The sequence below is a fragment of the Stutzerimonas frequens genome, from assembly GCF_024448335.1.
Classification (GTDB): domain Bacteria; phylum Pseudomonadota; class Gammaproteobacteria; order Pseudomonadales; family Pseudomonadaceae; genus Stutzerimonas; species Stutzerimonas frequens.
This window is the reverse complement of sequence record NZ_JAMOHM010000002.1, coordinates 39,848-54,704: the sequence shown is the minus strand read 5'-3', so window position 1 is coordinate 54,704 and position 14,857 is coordinate 39,848. Positions and strand designations below refer to the sequence as shown.

17 protein-coding genes are annotated in these 14,857 nt (G+C 65.3%); 13 read left to right on the top strand and 4 right to left on the bottom strand.

Features of this window, described 5'->3' with window-relative positions:
• Positions 1–83: 83 nt before the first annotated feature.
• The 4 genes from NAO55_RS02990 (at position 84) to NAO55_RS02975 (ending at position 4,354) form a co-directional block, all read left to right on the top strand.
• The gene (locus tag NAO55_RS02990) at positions 84–1,001 is read left to right on the top strand and encodes a carbohydrate ABC transporter permease (RefSeq protein WP_102840304.1); all 918 of its coding nucleotides are present in this window, start codon (positions 84–86) and stop codon (positions 999–1,001) included.
• Positions 994–1,836, top strand: coding sequence for a carbohydrate ABC transporter permease (locus NAO55_RS02985; RefSeq protein ID WP_102840305.1), 843 nt, complete (start codon positions 994–996; stop codon positions 1,834–1,836). The genes NAO55_RS02990 and NAO55_RS02985 overlap by 8 nt, the downstream gene beginning before the upstream one ends.
• 11 nt (positions 1,837–1,847) lie before the next feature.
• The gene (locus NAO55_RS02980; RefSeq protein WP_102840306.1) at positions 1,848–3,020 is read left to right on the top strand and encodes an ABC transporter ATP-binding protein; all 1,173 of its coding nucleotides are present in this window, start codon (positions 1,848–1,850) and stop codon (positions 3,018–3,020) included.
• A gap of 110 nt (positions 3,021–3,130) precedes the next feature.
• Positions 3,131–4,354 (top strand): maltoporin, encoded by a 1,224-nt coding sequence (locus NAO55_RS02975; RefSeq protein WP_102840307.1) that lies wholly within the window; start codon positions 3,131–3,133, stop codon positions 4,352–4,354.
• 4 nt (positions 4,355–4,358) lie between these two features.
• Here NAO55_RS02975 and NAO55_RS02970 read toward each other — a convergent pair whose 3' ends face one another.
• Together NAO55_RS02970 and NAO55_RS02965 are read right to left on the bottom strand one after the other, a co-directional pair.
• On the bottom strand, positions 4,359–5,138 hold the full coding sequence (locus tag NAO55_RS02970; RefSeq protein WP_102840308.1) for a hypothetical protein: 780 nt from the start codon (positions 5,136–5,138) through the stop codon (positions 4,359–4,361).
• An 80-nt stretch (positions 5,139–5,218) separates the two neighbouring features.
• Positions 5,219–6,181: an alpha/beta hydrolase gene (locus NAO55_RS02965; protein WP_102840309.1), complete on the bottom strand. Its 963-nt coding sequence runs from the start codon at positions 6,179–6,181 to the stop codon at positions 5,219–5,221.
• A 156-nt stretch (positions 6,182–6,337) separates the two neighbouring features.
• Between NAO55_RS02965 and aroC the strand changes: the two genes are divergently transcribed.
• The 6 genes from aroC to NAO55_RS02935 all read left to right on the top strand — a co-directional run bounded on the left by aroC (position 6,338) and on the right by NAO55_RS02935 (position 10,445).
• Complete coding sequence (gene aroC, locus NAO55_RS02960) at positions 6,338–7,429, top strand: chorismate synthase (protein ID WP_102840310.1); 1,092 nt, start codon at positions 6,338–6,340, stop codon at positions 7,427–7,429.
• Between the two features lie 74 nt (positions 7,430–7,503).
• A complete protein-coding gene (locus NAO55_RS02955) occupies positions 7,504–8,655 on the top strand; it encodes an MFS transporter (RefSeq protein WP_102840311.1) in 1,152 nt (383 codons plus the stop codon).
• Between the two features lie 109 nt (positions 8,656–8,764).
• The gene (locus tag NAO55_RS02950; RefSeq protein WP_102840312.1) at positions 8,765–9,310 is read left to right on the top strand and encodes a 1,2-dihydroxy-3-keto-5-methylthiopentene dioxygenase; all 546 of its coding nucleotides are present in this window, start codon (positions 8,765–8,767) and stop codon (positions 9,308–9,310) included.
• Positions 9,311–9,473: 163 nt separating this feature from the next.
• The gene (locus tag NAO55_RS02945) at positions 9,474–9,683 is read left to right on the top strand and encodes a PLD nuclease N-terminal domain-containing protein (RefSeq protein WP_063540440.1); all 210 of its coding nucleotides are present in this window, start codon (positions 9,474–9,476) and stop codon (positions 9,681–9,683) included.
• 6 nt (positions 9,684–9,689) lie between these two features.
• On the top strand, positions 9,690–9,881 hold the full coding sequence (locus NAO55_RS02940; protein WP_102840313.1) for a PLDc N-terminal domain-containing protein: 192 nt from the start codon (positions 9,690–9,692) through the stop codon (positions 9,879–9,881).
• Between the two features lie 3 nt (positions 9,882–9,884).
• Positions 9,885–10,445: a histidine phosphatase family protein gene (locus NAO55_RS02935; RefSeq protein ID WP_102840314.1), complete on the top strand. Its 561-nt coding sequence runs from the start codon at positions 9,885–9,887 to the stop codon at positions 10,443–10,445.
• 8 nt (positions 10,446–10,453) lie between these two features.
• Here NAO55_RS02935 and NAO55_RS02930 read toward each other — a convergent pair whose 3' ends face one another.
• Positions 10,454–11,329, bottom strand: coding sequence for a DNA-3-methyladenine glycosylase family protein (locus tag NAO55_RS02930; protein WP_102840315.1), 876 nt, complete (start codon positions 11,327–11,329; stop codon positions 10,454–10,456).
• Positions 11,330–11,512: 183 nt separating this feature from the next.
• On the opposite strand from NAO55_RS02930, the gene speE reads away from it, so the two are divergent.
• Together speE and NAO55_RS02920 are read left to right on the top strand one after the other, a co-directional pair.
• Entirely contained in the window at positions 11,513–12,373 is an 861-nt protein-coding gene (gene speE, locus NAO55_RS02925) for a polyamine aminopropyltransferase (protein WP_102840316.1), read from the top strand.
• Between the two features lie 314 nt (positions 12,374–12,687).
• Positions 12,688–13,029 (top strand): ribonuclease E inhibitor RraB, encoded by a 342-nt coding sequence (locus tag NAO55_RS02920; RefSeq protein WP_063540435.1) that lies wholly within the window; start codon positions 12,688–12,690, stop codon positions 13,027–13,029.
• 3 nt (positions 13,030–13,032) lie between these two features.
• Here the strand turns inward: NAO55_RS02920 and NAO55_RS02915 are convergent, their stop codons facing one another.
• Positions 13,033–13,989 carry a LysR family transcriptional regulator gene (locus NAO55_RS02915; protein ID WP_102840317.1) on the bottom strand — a complete coding sequence of 319 codons (957 nt, stop codon included), beginning with the start codon at positions 13,987–13,989 and terminating at the stop codon, positions 13,033–13,035.
• A 110-nt stretch (positions 13,990–14,099) separates the two neighbouring features.
• On the opposite strand from NAO55_RS02915, the gene NAO55_RS02910 reads away from it, so the two are divergent.
• Entirely contained in the window at positions 14,100–14,852 is a 753-nt protein-coding gene (locus NAO55_RS02910; protein ID WP_102840318.1) for a sulfite exporter TauE/SafE family protein, read from the top strand.
• Positions 14,853–14,857: the final 5 nt, after the last annotated feature.

Sequence of the window (14,857 nt, the reverse complement as noted above, 5' to 3'; positions counted from 1 at the left end):
GCTTCCGAAACGTGCGTCCCGGTACCTGCTTCGGCATGTGCCGCGGGCGACGACATCCCGGATTTCCATGAGGGATCACACCCATGAGCTCCATCGCGCTTCAAGCCAGGCCCGCCAAGGTCTCGCCGCTCGACGCCCTGCAGCGCTGGCTGCCGAAGCTGGTGCTGGCGCCGAGCATGCTGATCGTGCTGGTCGGCTTCTACGCCTACATCGGCTGGACCTTCCTGCTCTCGTTCACCAACTCACGCTTCATGCCCAGCTACAAATGGGCCGGTCTGCAACAGTACGAGCGCCTGTGGGACAACGATCGCTGGTGGGTCGCGAGCCAGAACCTGCTGGTATTCGGCGGCCTGTTCATCGCCATCAGCCTGTTCATTGGCGTCGTACTTGCCGTGCTGCTGGACCAGCGCATCCGCCGCGAAGGGCTGATCCGCACCATCTACCTGTACCCCATGGCGCTGTCGATGATCGTCACCGGCACCGCCTGGCAGTGGCTGCTCAACCCTGGCCTGGGGCTGGACAAGCTGCTGCGCGATTGGGGCTGGGAGGGCTTTCGCTTCGACTGGCTGGTGGACCCGGATCGGGTCATCTATTGCCTGGTGATCGCCGCCGTGTGGCAGGCCTCGGGCTTTGTCATGGCGCTGTTCCTCGCGGGTCTGCGCAGCGTCGATCAGTCGATCATCCGCGCCGCCCAGGTGGACGGCGCGAGCCTGCCGACCATCTACCTGCGCATCGTGTTACCGAGCCTGCGCCCGGTGTTCTTCAGTGCGCTGATGATTCTTGCCCACATTGCGATCAAGAGCTTCGACCTGGTGGCGGCGATGACCGCTGGCGGCCCCGGCTATTCCAGCGACCTGCCAGCGATGTTCATGTACACGCACACCTTCACCCGTGGGCAGATGGGGCTGGGGGCGGCGAGCGCCATGCTGATGCTCGGCGCGGTGATAGCAATCATCGTGCCGTACCTGTATTCCGAGCTGAGGAACAAGCGCCATGTCTGACTTCGCGCAACCGCGCCTGACCCTCGGGCGCCTGACCATCCACGCCACGCTGCTGCTGGCCTGTGCCGTCTATCTGGTGCCGCTGATCGTGATGCTGCTGACCAGCTTCAAGACGCCGGAAGACATCCGCACCGGCAATCTGCTGAGCTGGCCGGAGGCGTTCACCGGCATGGGCTGGCTGACCGCCTGGGATGCCGTCGGTGGCTACTTCTGGAATTCGGTGAAGATCGTCATCCCGGCGGTGCTGATCTCCACCGCGCTGGGCGCTATCAATGGCTACGTGCTGTCGATGTGGCGCTTCCGCGGCTCGCAGCTGTTCTTCGGTCTGCTGCTGTTTGGCTGCTTCCTGCCGTTCCAGGTCATCCTGCTGCCGGCGTCCTTCACCCTCGGCAAGCTCGGCCTGGCCAATACCACCACCGGTCTGGTGCTGGTCCACGTGGTCTACGGGCTGGCCTTCACCACGCTGTTCTTCCGCAACTTCTACGTCAGCGTGCCGGATGCGCTGGTGCGCGCGGCGCGGCTGGACGGTGCCGGTTTCTTCACTATCTTCGGGCGCATCCTGCTGCCGATGTCGGTACCGATCATCATGGTCTGCCTGATCTGGCAGTTCACCCAGATCTGGAACGACTTCCTCTTCGGCGTGGTGTTCGCCAGCGGCGATACCCAGCCGGTCACCGTGGCACTGAACAACCTGGTGAACACCAGCACCGGCGCCAAGCAATACAACGTCGACATGGCCGCCGCGATGATCGCCGGCCTGCCCACGCTGGTGGTCTACGTGATCGCCGGCAAGTATTTCCTGCGCGGGCTGACTGCCGGCGCCGTCAAGGGTTGAGGAGAATAACGATGGCTTCCCTGGAACTGCGCAACGTTCATAAGAGTTATGGCAACAGCCAGATCGCAACGCTGAAGGACATCGCGCTGAAGATCGATGCCGGTGAATTCCTGATCCTCGTCGGCCCCTCCGGCTGCGGCAAATCCACCCTGATGAACTGCATCGCCGGGCTGGAGAACATCACCGGCGGCGAGATCCTCGTCGATGGCGAGGACATCAGCCAGGCCAGCCCGAAGGATCGCGACATCGCCATGGTGTTCCAGTCCTACGCGCTCTATCCGACCATGAGCGTGCGCGATAACATCGCCTTCGGCCTGAAGATGCGCAAGGTGCCGGCGGCGAAGATCGAGGAGGAGGTGGCGCGGGTCGCCAAGCTGCTGCAGATCGAGCCGCTGCTCGAGCGCAAGCCGTCGCAGCTCTCCGGTGGCCAGCAGCAGCGCGTGGCCATGGGCCGGGCGCTGGCACGGCGGCCGAAGATCTATCTGTTCGACGAGCCGCTGTCGAACCTCGACGCCAAGCTGCGGGTGGAGATGCGCACCGAGATCAAGCTGATGCACCAGCGCCTGAAGACCACCACGGTGTATGTCACCCATGATCAGATCGAGGCAATGACCCTCGGCGACAAGGTCGCGGTGATGAAGGACGGCGTGATCCAGCAGTTTGGTACGCCGCACGAAATCTACAATGACCCGGCCAACCTGTTCGTCGCCAGCTTCATCGGCTCGCCGCCGATGAACTTCGTGCCGCTGCGCATTCGCCAGCGTGACGGGCGCTGGGTGGGCGTGCTCAACAGCGAGCAGGGCAGTTGCGAGCTGCCGCTGCCGATCACCACCGACGACGGTCTGCGTGATCGCGAACTCATCCTCGGCATTCGCCCTGAACAGATCGGCCTCGCCGGAGTCGGAACAGCTGATTTTTCGCTGGCGGTCGACATCGAAGTGGTCGAACCCACCGGGCCAGACACCCTGGTGGTGTTCACGCTGAATCAGGTCAAGGCCTGTTGCCGGTTGATGCCGGACCAGGCTCCGCGAGTGGGGGAGACGCTCAATCTGCAGTTCGATCCGCGCAAGGCGCTGCTCTTCGATGCCCAGACCGGCGAGCGGCTTGGCGTTGTGCAGCCGGAGCCGGTGCGCGAGAGCAAGGTCACCCGGCTGGTTTCCAACGGAGCGGGCACAGCGCAGTGAACTTCCGCCTGCCTTGCCAGCAGGCGGTCGATGAAAGTGGACGGTTACAGGAATGAACAGAGCCGACTGGCTCGATCCAGCGATCAATAACAACAAAAGCGGAGTGGATGATGAAAAAAACACTGACAGCCCTGGGCGTTGCCAGCGCCATTGCGGGTCTGAGCCTGCCTCTCGGCGCCCATGCCCTGGAGTTCACCGGTTACATGCGCAGCGGGGTCGGCGAATCGGTCAACAGCGATTCGCAGTCCTGCTTCCAGTTGCCCGGTGCGCCGAGCAAGTACCGCCTGGGTAATGAGTGCGAGCAATACGCCGAGCTCGATCTGCGCCAGGACCTCTACACCTTCGCCGACGGCTCGGTGCTGAGCCTGGAAGGCATGGCAGCGCTCTACAACCAGTACAACCACACCCCGGAGTTCACCGGCGACCACGGCTGGGCACGGATGGTCCAGGCCTACGCCGAGTGGAGCAAAGTACCGGCGCTGTACAACGGCTCGCTATGGGCGGGCCGTCGTTTCTACAAGCGTAACGACATCCACATCTCCGACTTCTACTACTGGAACCAGAGCGCCACCGGTGCCGGTGTCGAGGACATGGAAATCGGCGGACTGAAGTACAGCTATGCCTTCTCGCGTAAGGACAGCGTGTTCCAGAAGGAGTACGTCTCTCGCCACGATTTCAACGTCGGCGGCTTCGACAGCAACCCCGGCGGCGAGCTGGAGTTCGGCCTGAGCTACCTCGACAAGCCCAGTCGCGACGACGCCAACAGCGGTTGGGCGGTGACGGTGCAGCACGTGCAGGCCGACTTCCTCGGTGGCAAGAACACCCTGGCGCTGCAGTACGGCGAGGGTCCGGGTACCGGCCTCGGCTACACCGGCGACGTGACCCTGGACGACAGCGCCAAGAGCTGGCGGGTGGTTGAGTACTTCGACTGGCAGGTGACGCCGCGGTTCGGCGGCCAGTTCCAGGTGGTCTACCAGAAGGACAAGCGCGATGACGGTGGTGACCAGGACTGGTGGTCGGTGGGCGCACGTCCGGTCTATGCCTTCAGCGAGCAGTTCAAGCTCGTTGCCGAGGTTGGCCATGACCAGATCGACGCCACCGACGGCACGCGCAAGCTGAGCAAGTTCACCATTGCGCCGACCTGGTCACCGTCTGGCCCGGGCTTCTGGGCACGTCCGGAGTTCCGCCTGTATTACACCTACGCCAGCTGGAACGAAGCGGCGCAGCGTGCGGCCAACCTGATGGCCGAAGGCTCGGCGCTGTCGGACACCGGCGCATTCGGCAATGCCCGCCACGGTTCGAACTTCGGCGTGCAAGTCGAGCACTGGTGGTAACTGGTTAGCGGGTCGCCATCCAGATCAGCAGGCCGGCCTGGAACAGCGCCAGCGCAACCAGGCAAACGATAGTGAATCGCAGCGCACCGTCCTCACGGCGGAAGCGGGCGATTCGCTCCTGCAGATCGCGGATCTGGTTTTCCTGCGCCTGCAGGTTGCGGTCGGCCTGCTCCAGCATGGCCGCTGCCTCCTGCAGCTCGACGACCTGGACCTTCTCGCCGTTCCAGTCCGCTCGCAGGCTGCTGACCCGCGGCGCGCCGTAGCTCGCCTTGCCCGCCTGATCCTTGGGATAGTCGACATCGAAGCCCTGGGTGCGCAGGCAGTGGTCCCGGCGCAGCCGCTGATCATCGCTCGTCACATCCCTGGGCAGCGAGCCGCCCTCGACCAGGTAGTGACCCCAGCGCTTCTGCGCCCAGGCCGCGCCCTGGGCCAGCAGAAAACGGCCGAGGCCACGATTCACCGGTTCCAGTTGCAATCCGCTGTCCGGCCCGAAGCGCAGCTCCTTGCTGCGGTGATCGGCCCATACCTCCAGCACGTTGGTTTTGCGCGAGCGCACCTGCCCCGGAATGTTGATGAACATCCGCAGCAGGCTCTGCTCGGGTGTGTGGCGTTCCAGCTGCGCCAGCTCGACGAAGCGCAGCGGGCGTGCGCCGCCGTCGCGTTCGGTGGGCAGCGGCGCCAGGCGCAGCAGGCGGAAACGATCGGGGCGAAGTTCGGCCCACGGATGCTTCGGCGGCGCCGGTGGCTCTTTCTCTGTGCTCTGGGTGATTTCGGTGTCGGTCATCTGCGCGTTCCTGGGCCTGCGCGGCGGCTCGTTCAGAACTGGTCTCGGCCATCGTCACGGGGCTATCGGCGGCGCGGCGCCTAACTGGAGGCTGGCAGCATGCCATTATCGTTCAGGAAGCGCTGAATGCGTTCGAGCAGGCCCCGGGCCAACGGCAGATCGGGATCGTCGTAAGACGCGAGCTGCGCAGCGCTGGCCGGCACGATGCGCAGCACATGATTCATGCCGTCGATCAGCGCGAGTTCGGCGTCGGGCTTGGCACGGTGCAAGGCCTCGGCGTCATCGATGCCCACCTGGATATCGTGCCGGCCCTGAACGATCAGCGCCGGAACATTCACCGCCGCGAAGGCCTCGGCCGGATCATAGGCGAAGAGAGAAATCAGATATGGCTGCACGCTGGGGCGGAACAGCACCTGCAGAGGCTCTGGAATGTCCGCGTGGGTGCGACCGGCCTTCAGTTCGTCGATCAGATAATGGCTGGTGGCGAGCAATGCCGGTGGCAGGCGTCCCTGCAGCTGCTCGCGCAGCACCGCGTCGATCGGCCGGCCGCTGCCGGCGATGCTGATCAGCGCCGCGGCACCTGAGCGAGGCGCCGCAAGGCTGGCGATCAGCGCACCTTCGCTGTGGCCGACGAGGATCAGCTCGCCGAAGCGCGGGTCACCTTTGAGCCGTTCGCTCCAGGCCAACGCATCGCTGACGTAGGCTTCGACGCTGAGGTCGCGCTCGTCCGGTGCGGCGGCCAGGCTCGCGCCGACGCCGCGCTTGTCGTAGCGCAGGCTGGCCACGCCGTGCCTGGCCAGGCCCTGGGCCAACCGCTTGAGGCTGTCGTTGTGGCCGGCCGGGTTGTTGCCGTTGCGGTCGGTCGGCCCGGAGCCGGCGATGAGCAGGGCGACCGGCAGCGGCCGCTCGCTTTTCGGCAGCAGCAATGTGCCCTGCAGCAGGCCATGGCCGGTGTCGAGGTTCAGCGTCTGCGTGAGCAGGGTCTGCGCATGTACGAATGAGGGGGGCATGGTCAGCAGCAGTAGGATCAGCAGGGCACGCATGGAAGGCTTCGCCGGTTACGGAGCGGGTTTGACGCGAGGATCGGTGCGAGGTTCGCCGCTGCGCCAGTATGCGCGCCGAAGACAGGCAGTGAAACCGCGGCGCCCTCAGGTATACTTCCGGCCCCTGTTTTTTCGGTCGATCGCGGAGCGTCCTGCATGTCCGGCAATACCTACGGCAAGCTGTTCACCGTCACCACTGCCGGCGAAAGCCACGGGCCTGCGCTGGTGGCCATCGTCGATGGCTGCCCACCCGGGCTGGAGCTGTCGCTGGACGATCTGCAGCGCGATCTCGACCGTCGCAAGCCCGGCACCAGCCGGCACACCACGCAGCGCCAGGAAGCCGACGAGGTGGAAATCCTTTCCGGCGTGTTCGAAGGCAGAACCACCGGTTGTCCGATCGGCCTGCTGATCCGCAATACCGACCAGAAATCCAAGGACTACTCGGCGATCAAGGACCTGTTCCGCCCGGCCCATGCCGATTACACCTATCACCACAAGTACGGCCTGCGCGACTACCGTGGCGGTGGCCGCAGTTCCGCGCGCGAGACGGCCATGCGCGTGGCTGCCGGCGCCATCGCCAAGAAGTACCTGGCGACCCTGGGCATCCAGGTGCGTGGCTACATGAGCCAGCTCGGGCCGATCGAAATCCCGTTCAAGACCTGGGACAGCGTCGAGCAGAACGCCTTCTTCAGCCCCGACCCGGACAAGGTGCCGGAGCTGGAGGCGTACATGGACCAGCTGCGCCGTGACCAGGATTCGGTGGGCGCGAAGATCACCGTGGTCGCCGAGGGCGTGCCGCCGGGCCTCGGCGAGCCGATCTTCGACCGCCTGGACGCCGAGCTGGCCCACGCGCTGATGAGCATCAACGCGGTCAAGGGCGTGGAGATCGGCGCCGGTTTCGCCTCGGTCGCCCAGCGTGGCACCGAGCATCGCGACGAGCTGACCCCGCAGGGCTTTTTGTCCAACAATGCCGGCGGCATCCTCGGTGGCATTTCCTCGGGTCAGCCGATCGTCGCCCATCTGGCGCTCAAGCCGACGTCCAGCATCACCACGCCCGGTCGCTCCATCGACGTGAACGGCGAGGCGGTGGACGTGATCACCAAGGGTCGCCACGACCCCTGCGTCGGCATCCGTGCCACGCCGATCGCCGAGGCCATGATGGCCATCGTGCTGCTCGATCACCTGCTGCGCCACCGTGGACAGAACGCCGATGTGCAGGTGACGACGCCGGTGCTGGGCCAGCTTTGACCAGCAATCGACACGCTGCGAGCCGCACGCGGTTGGCTTCGACGCCTCCGCTTGTGGCCTGAAGCCTGCCGCGTATGAACGCTCCGCTGCCGTACTGGCGCCTGTCCGGCTTCTATTTTTTCTACTTCGCCTTGCTCGGCTCCACGGCGCCGTTTCTCGGCCTGTACTTCGATCATCTGGGTTTCTCGCCGGAGCGCATCGGCGAGCTGATCGCCATTCCGATGCTGATGCGCTGTCTGGCGCCGAACCTCTGGGGCTGGCTGGGCGACGTCAGCGGCCGCCGGCTGGAGATCGTCCGCCTCGGCGCCCTGTGCACGCTGCTGTCCTTCGGCCTGATCTTCTTCGACAAGAGCTTCGCCTGGCTGGCGCTGGTGATGGCCCTGCATGCGTTCTTCTGGCATGCCGTGCTGCCGCAGTTCGAGGTCATCACCCTGGCGCATCTGCACGAGCAGCCCGAGCGCTACAGCCAGGTACGGTTGTGGGGCAGCATCGGCTTCATCCTGGCGGTGGTGGGGCTTGGGCTGTTGTTCCAGCGGTTGAGTCTGGACCTGTATCCGACCGCGGTCGCCGCGGTGATGCTGGGCATCGTGCTGAGCAGTGTCTGGGTCCCGAACGCGCAGCCGCGCCAGCGCGCCGAATCGGACGGGCAGGGCGGGTTTCTCGCTCAACTGCGCCGACCCGGGGTACTGGCCTTCTACGGCTGCGTGGCGTTGATGCAGCTGGCCCATGGGCCGTACTACACCTTTTTCAGCATCCACTTGGAAGCACTGGGCTACAGCCGCAGCTTTATCGGGCTGATGTGGGCGCTGGGCGTGGTCGCGGAAATCCTGCTGTTCCTGGTCATGGCGCGCCTGCTCGAGCGCTTCACGCTGCGTCAGGTGCTGCTGGCCAGCTTCCTGATCGCTGCCTTGCGCTGGGTGTTGCTCGGGCAGTTCGCCGAGCACCTGGCCGTGCTGCTGATCGCGCAGCTGATGCACGCGGCGACCTTCGGCAGTTTCCACGCCGCCGCCATTCACTTCGTCCAGCGCAGTTTCGGTCATCGCCAGCAGGGCCAGGGCCAGGCGCTGTATGCCAGCCTGTCCGGCATCGGTGGAGCGCTGGGTGCGCTCTACGCGGGCTACGCCTGGTCCGGCCTCGGGCCGGGCTGGTCGTTCGCCATCGCCAGTCTGGCGGCGCTGGCCGCAGCCGTTATCATTGCTTCGCGTTTGCAGGAGGACCGGGCATGACTGTCGCATTCGAATTTTTCGACTGCCAACTGAAAATGCGCGCTCTGCACAACAGATGAATTCCAGCTGTCCGGGTAACCGGTCAGACGACCCTTTCGGAGAGCCGAACATGAGTGTCCTCAGCGTCTATCACGAGTCCCGCCCCGACCAGCCGCTCAAGGTGCTGACCCACCTCGAAGACATCGCCCCGACGCTGGCCCAGGTTGGCGTACAGCTGGAGCGCTGGGAAGCCGGCGCGCCGGTTGCTGCTGGCGCCAGCCAGGAAGAGGTGATCGCCGCCTACCGGCCCCAGATCGACCGGCTGATGTCCGAACGCGGCTACCTCGCCGTCGATGTCATCAGCGTGACCCGCGACCACCCGCAGAAGGAAGAACTGCGCGCGAAGTTCCTCGATGAGCATCGCCATGCCGAGGACGAGGTGCGCTTCTTCGTCGCCGGGCGCGCACTGTTCAGTCTGCATATCGACGACATGGTCTACTCCGTGCTGTGCGAGAAGAACGACCTGATCACCGTACCCGGCGGCACGCGCCACTGGTTCGACATGGGCGAAGAGCCGCACTTCGTCGCCATTCGCCTGTTCGGTAATCCGGACGGCTGGGTTGCCGAGTTCACTGGCGAACGCATCGCCGACCAGTTCCCTCGACTGGATGACTGATACGTCGACCATGGGCATCGACACCGGTGCAGGCGCAGACATGACCGTCAGCAGCTTTGCCCGGTCGATCCGACGCGCTGCTGAGGCGCTCTGGCACGCTAACTGAACCCTGCCGCCGCGCTGGCATCCTAAATTAGGTACCCACCCAAACAGGAGCGTACCCATGGGAGATGCATTCGGCGGTATTTTCGGCCTGCTCATCCTGATACTGGATATCTGGGCAATCATCAGCATCGTTCGCAGCGACAGCACCACTGGCAAGAAAGTGCTCTGGGTTCTGCTGATCATCATCCTGCCGGTGCTCGGCCTGATCATCTGGGGAATCATGGGCCCGCGCGGCAATCGCCCCGATGCACGCGGACCGTATCGGTAAGCGCTAATGGAAAGCCTGAGCGCTCCGCTGGCCCTGGTGGTGCTGGTGCTGGATGTGCTCGCCATCGCGCATGTCTGGCGCAGCCCCATCGAGACTGGCCGGAAGGTCATCTGGTCGCTGGTGATCGTATTGCTGCCGGTGGTCGGCCTGATCATGTGGGCGGTGGCGGCCGGGCCGTTCGGCAAAGCGCGGCTGTGAAGCATGCGTGGCAGTGGCTTGCTGTTCGCTGTGCTGCTGCTCGTCTCTGTCCCGGGAGAGGCGGACGATGACGAAGCCTGGCAGGCATTACGCGAAGGCCGTGCGCTGTTGATACTGCGCCACGCCAATGCGCCAGGGCTGGGCGATCCGCCCGGCTTCAGACTCTCCGACTGCAGCACCCAGCGTAATCTCGATGAGCGCGGCCGAGCCCAGGCCCAACGCTGGGGCGCGCTGTTGCGCGATAGAGGCCTGGCCGCGGTACGGCTTTTGAGCAGCCGCTGGTGCCGCGCCCTGGAGACGGCCGAGCAGATGGCGCTCGGCCCGGTCGAGCCGCTGCCTGCGCTGGATTCCTTCTTCGCCTCGCCGGCCAGCGAGGGACGGCAGACCGTTGAGCTGCGCGAAGTCTTGGCCGGGCTGGAGGCCGGTGAGGTGGCGATATTGGTCAGCCATCAGGTCAACATCACTGCGCTGACCGGCATCTTTCCGCAGTCGGGCGAGGGGCTGATCCTGGCTCGGCCGCTGGCCGTACCTCCGCAGATCCTGGCGCGCGTCCCGCCGCCTTAGCCTAACCGTCAGCCGCCCTTGGCATAGTTGTCCCAGATGTGGATCGCCGCGTAGGCACGCCATGGGCGCCAGGCTTCGGCGCGTGCGGCCAGTGCCTTGGCGGTCAGCCCATCCGCTCCCCAGAGCGGCGCCTTGAGCAAACCGAGATCGGCACTGGGAAAGGCATCTGCCACGCCGAAGCCGCGCAGCGCGATGTATTCGGCGGTCCAGGGGCCAATGCCCGGCAGCTCGCACAGGCGCCGGACCAGCGTGTCGGCGCCATCCCCGACATGCAGCTGCAACGCGCCCTCGGCCACTGCGGCGGCCAGCCGGCGCAGCGCCTGGGCGCGTTTGGCGGGCATGCCAATGGCCTCCAGCGGGTCGTCGGCGATCGCCTGCGCGGTGGGAAATAGCATCTCCAGTCCGGCTGGCGCCTGTGGCAACGGCTCGCCGAGGCGCTCGACAATACGGCGCGTAATGGTCACGGCCGCCTTGACGGTGACCTGCTGACCGACGATCGCGCGCACGGCCTGCTCGAATGGATCGTAGGCCGCTGGCAGGCGCAGGCCGGGTTGAGCTGCGACCAGTGGGCCGAGCGCCGGGTCGCTGGCGAAATGCGTGGCGATCGCCTGCGGGTCGGCGTCCAGGTCGAACATCTTGCGCACCTGGGCTACCAGTGGCTGGGTGGCGTGCAGCAGCGAGTCGCTGAGGGTGAGTTCGAGCACGGGGCGGTCGTCGGCAGCATTGACGCTGAGCCAGCCGCAGGCCTCACCGAGGCGCAGCGTACGGGCATAGCCGCGTGGCTCCAGGCGCTCCACACCTGGCAGAAGACGCAGGGCGAAGTGGCGGTGGAATTGTTGCCAGTCCCAGGGCTCGAGGTAGGGCAGGTGAATGGTTTCGCTCATTTCCAGACCCTAGCGTCTGCGCGTCGCTTTGTCGTCCCTAAGTGTGCTTTCGAACCCCCATGGTTCCTCCTGTCATCTAGGCCACCGTAGAATGCGCCTCTTTTCGGTGGGCGATTCATCGCCCGTCCCCAGCCAGCTTGCAGACGTCGCGGCGTTGCGCGATGCCTGCCAAGGGAGACAGCCATGAGCGACTTTCAGGAAACTCTCTACGAGGGATACGGGCAGCGATTCCATATCGACAAGCTGCTGCACGAGGTGCACACCGAGCACCAGCATCTGGTGATCTTCGAGAACCCGCGCATGGGCCGCGTCATGGCTCTTGATGGGGTGATCCAGACCACCGAGGCCGACGAATTCGTCTACCACGAGATGCTCGCCCATGTGCCGATCCTGGCCCACGGCCTGGCGCGCCGGGTGCTGATCATCGGTGGTGGCGACGGCGGCATCCTGCGCGAAGTGGCGCGCCATCGCGACATCGAGAGCATCACCCTGGTCGAGGTAGACGGCGCAGTGGTGGAGATATGCAGGGAATTCCTGCCGAACCATTCGGCCGGGACCTTCGATGATCCGCGGCTGAAGCTGGTGATCGATGACGGCATGCACTTCCTGGCGGAAACCGAGGAGAGGTTCGACGTCATCATTTGCGATGCCGCCGATCCCGTCGGGCCGGGTGAGGCGCTATTCTCCGAGAGCTTCTACCAGGCCTGCCGGCGCTGCCTGAACGAGGGCGGTATCCTGGTCGCGCAGAACGGCACGCCGTTCCTGCAGCTGGGTGAGGTGCAGACCACCGCCAAGCGCATGCAGGGTCTGTTCGCCGACTGGCATTTCTATCAGGCCGCGGTGCCGACCTACATTGGCGGTGCGATGACCTTCGCCTGGGGTGCCAGCAGTGCCGAGAGCCGCAAGCTGCCGCTGGAAACCCTGATGCAGCGCTACAGCGGCAGCGGCATCGTGACCCGTTATTACAACCCGCATCTGCACATCGCCGCCTTCGCGCTGCCGCAGTACGTGCTACACGCGATCGCCAAGCCCAGCAACGACTGATCGCGCACGGCGCATCGCCCCTCGAGCGGCCCGCCCGGCAACGGTGCGGGCCGTTTTGTGTTCCGCGGTCCGGTTGAACTGCCACAGGACTCGCGGGTTCTACTGATGGAGCCCGCGACCCTGGCGCGCGGTGGCGTCGCGTCATCGAGCCCGTGCAGTCAGGTCCCTGGCCTGCTAGCTTGTCACTGTGGACATCGTCCACGCGTCTCTTTGACTAGCTGTTGCGACTCCCGTTTGCCCGATGTCTCGACGACGGAGCCGATCTCCCGCTGAGCTCGTGGCAACTTCATCCAGGTATGAGAGGAGGTTGAATCATGAGCACCACCTTCCATGAGGATGTCAGCAGCACCGTTCTGCGCCGGATGAAAGAGGGCGGTTTCGATTTCGCCCGTGTGCATCCCATCGAGTTCTACGCGGTATTCCCCGAGAGGGACCGTGCCCAGATCGCCGCCGAGAACTTCCGCGGTGAAACCATCAACACCCAGGTCTTTCCGCGCGAGGACGGAAGCTGGAATCTGCAGGTCAGCAAGGTGATGTACGCGACGTTCGACGGCATCGGCGACTTCGAGCAGGATCTGGAGGATCTGGTCGAACCCCTCGGTGGGGTGCTTGATGGCTGGGGCGTCACCCAGGAAATCGAAAGCCAGAGCCTCTGATCGTCACTCCCTTTTCAAATCGCTATTGAGCGCCTGGTCCCATGGCGGGACCGGGCCGAAGCGGGATTTGAGAAACTTCAGCAGCAGTCGGGTCCGCGAGTCGGCCTCGCGTGTCAGGCGTAGGGCATAGATGCCGCTGGCTTCCGGTTGCGGCAGTCCGCTTTCGCAGAACAGCGGAAGCAGCTCGCCGCGCAGCAACTGATCGCTGATCAGCCAGGTCGGCAGGTGAGCGATGCCGAGCCCGGCCAGCGCTCCGGCCAGTAGCGCCTCGGCATTGTTCGCCACCATCCGCAGGCGTCCGGGACGCAGCAGGCGCGGCTTGCCGTCGCGCTCGAAGCGCCAGGCATGCGGCGGAGCCAGCGCGTCCCAGTCGAGCCCGTCATGCTCGGGAAGCTCCTCCGGCTGCAATGGCAGGCCACGACGTTCCAGGTAGGCCGGGCTGGCGCAGACGATCCGCACCATCGGTGCCAGCGGCGTGGCGACCAGCCGCGTGTCGGCCAGCGGACCGATGCGCAAAACCAGATCCACTTCCCCCAGATGTTCACCTTGCAGATCGACGAAGCTGTCGATCAGCCGCAGCTGGATATCTACACCTGGATAGGCCTGCAGGAACTCAGCCAGCGCCGGCGCCAGGTGCCGACGCCCGAATGGCGCAGGGGCGTCGATGCGGATCCGACCTTCCGGTGCGCTGTCCAACGACGTCGCTTCGGCACGCGCCAGATGCAGTTCCTGCACGATGCGCCGGGCGCGCTCGGCAAAGGCCAGTGCCGCAGGCATCGCCCGCACGGCATGGGTGCTGCGGCTGAACAGCTGACCGCCGAGGGCCTGCTCCAGTGCATCGATACGCCGTGCCACGGCAGAGGGCGTGAGGCCATGCCGGCGCGCAGCAGCGGAGAAGCTGCCGCATTCCAGCACGTCGAGGAAGAGTTCGAGTTGAGCGGAAAGGGCGTCTGGCAGCATTGGCGACTCTGCTTGTGCGTAAAGTGCAAAGCCATTGTGCGCGGCTGTGCGTATCGACGCCAGCCGTAGCGGCGTAGCATTCGCGTTCTCTCTGACAATGGAACGCGCATATGCTGCTGGACATCGGGCTGAACATTCTGCTGGGACTGGCGTTGGGCACGCTTGGCGGACTGTTCGGCATTGGCGGCGGGCTGATCGCGATTCCGGTGTTGGGCGTGCTCTTCGGATTGGACCAGCAACTGGCCCAGGGTACGGCGCTGGTGATGGTGGTGCCCAACGTGCTGCTCGCCATCTGGCGCTACCATCAGCGCAACCGCATCGACTGGCGCCACGCCGCAGCGCTGGCCGGAGCCAGTTTTGTCTTCGCCATGCTCGGCGCGGGCGTAGCGGTCTCGCTGGACGCCGGCCGCATGCGCCTGGCGTTCGTTGGCTTTCTCTTGGCCCTGGCGGCCTACAACCTGCTGCGTGTGTTTCTGCGGCCAGCGCCCGGTAACGGTCAGCTGCGTCATTCCTGGCCATGGCTCAGCGTCCTCGGCGCAGGGGCGGGGGCGGCGGGCGGGTTGTTCGGCGTGGGCGGTGCGGTAATCGCCACGCCGATCCTGACCAGCGTATTCGGCACCTCGCAGGTGGTCGCCCAGGGGCTGTCACTGGCGCTGGCTGCGCCGAGCACCGGCGTTACCCTGGTGACCTACGCGCTGCATCACCAGGTCAACTGGCTGCTGGGCTTGCCGCTAGCCGTTGGCGGGCTGCTCAGCATCAGTCTGGGCGTGCGCCTCGCCCATGCGCTGCCGGAGCATCTGCTGCGCCTGCTGTTCAGCGTATTTCTGGTGACCAGTGCGGTGCTGCTGGCGCTGGAAAGCTGAGCAGT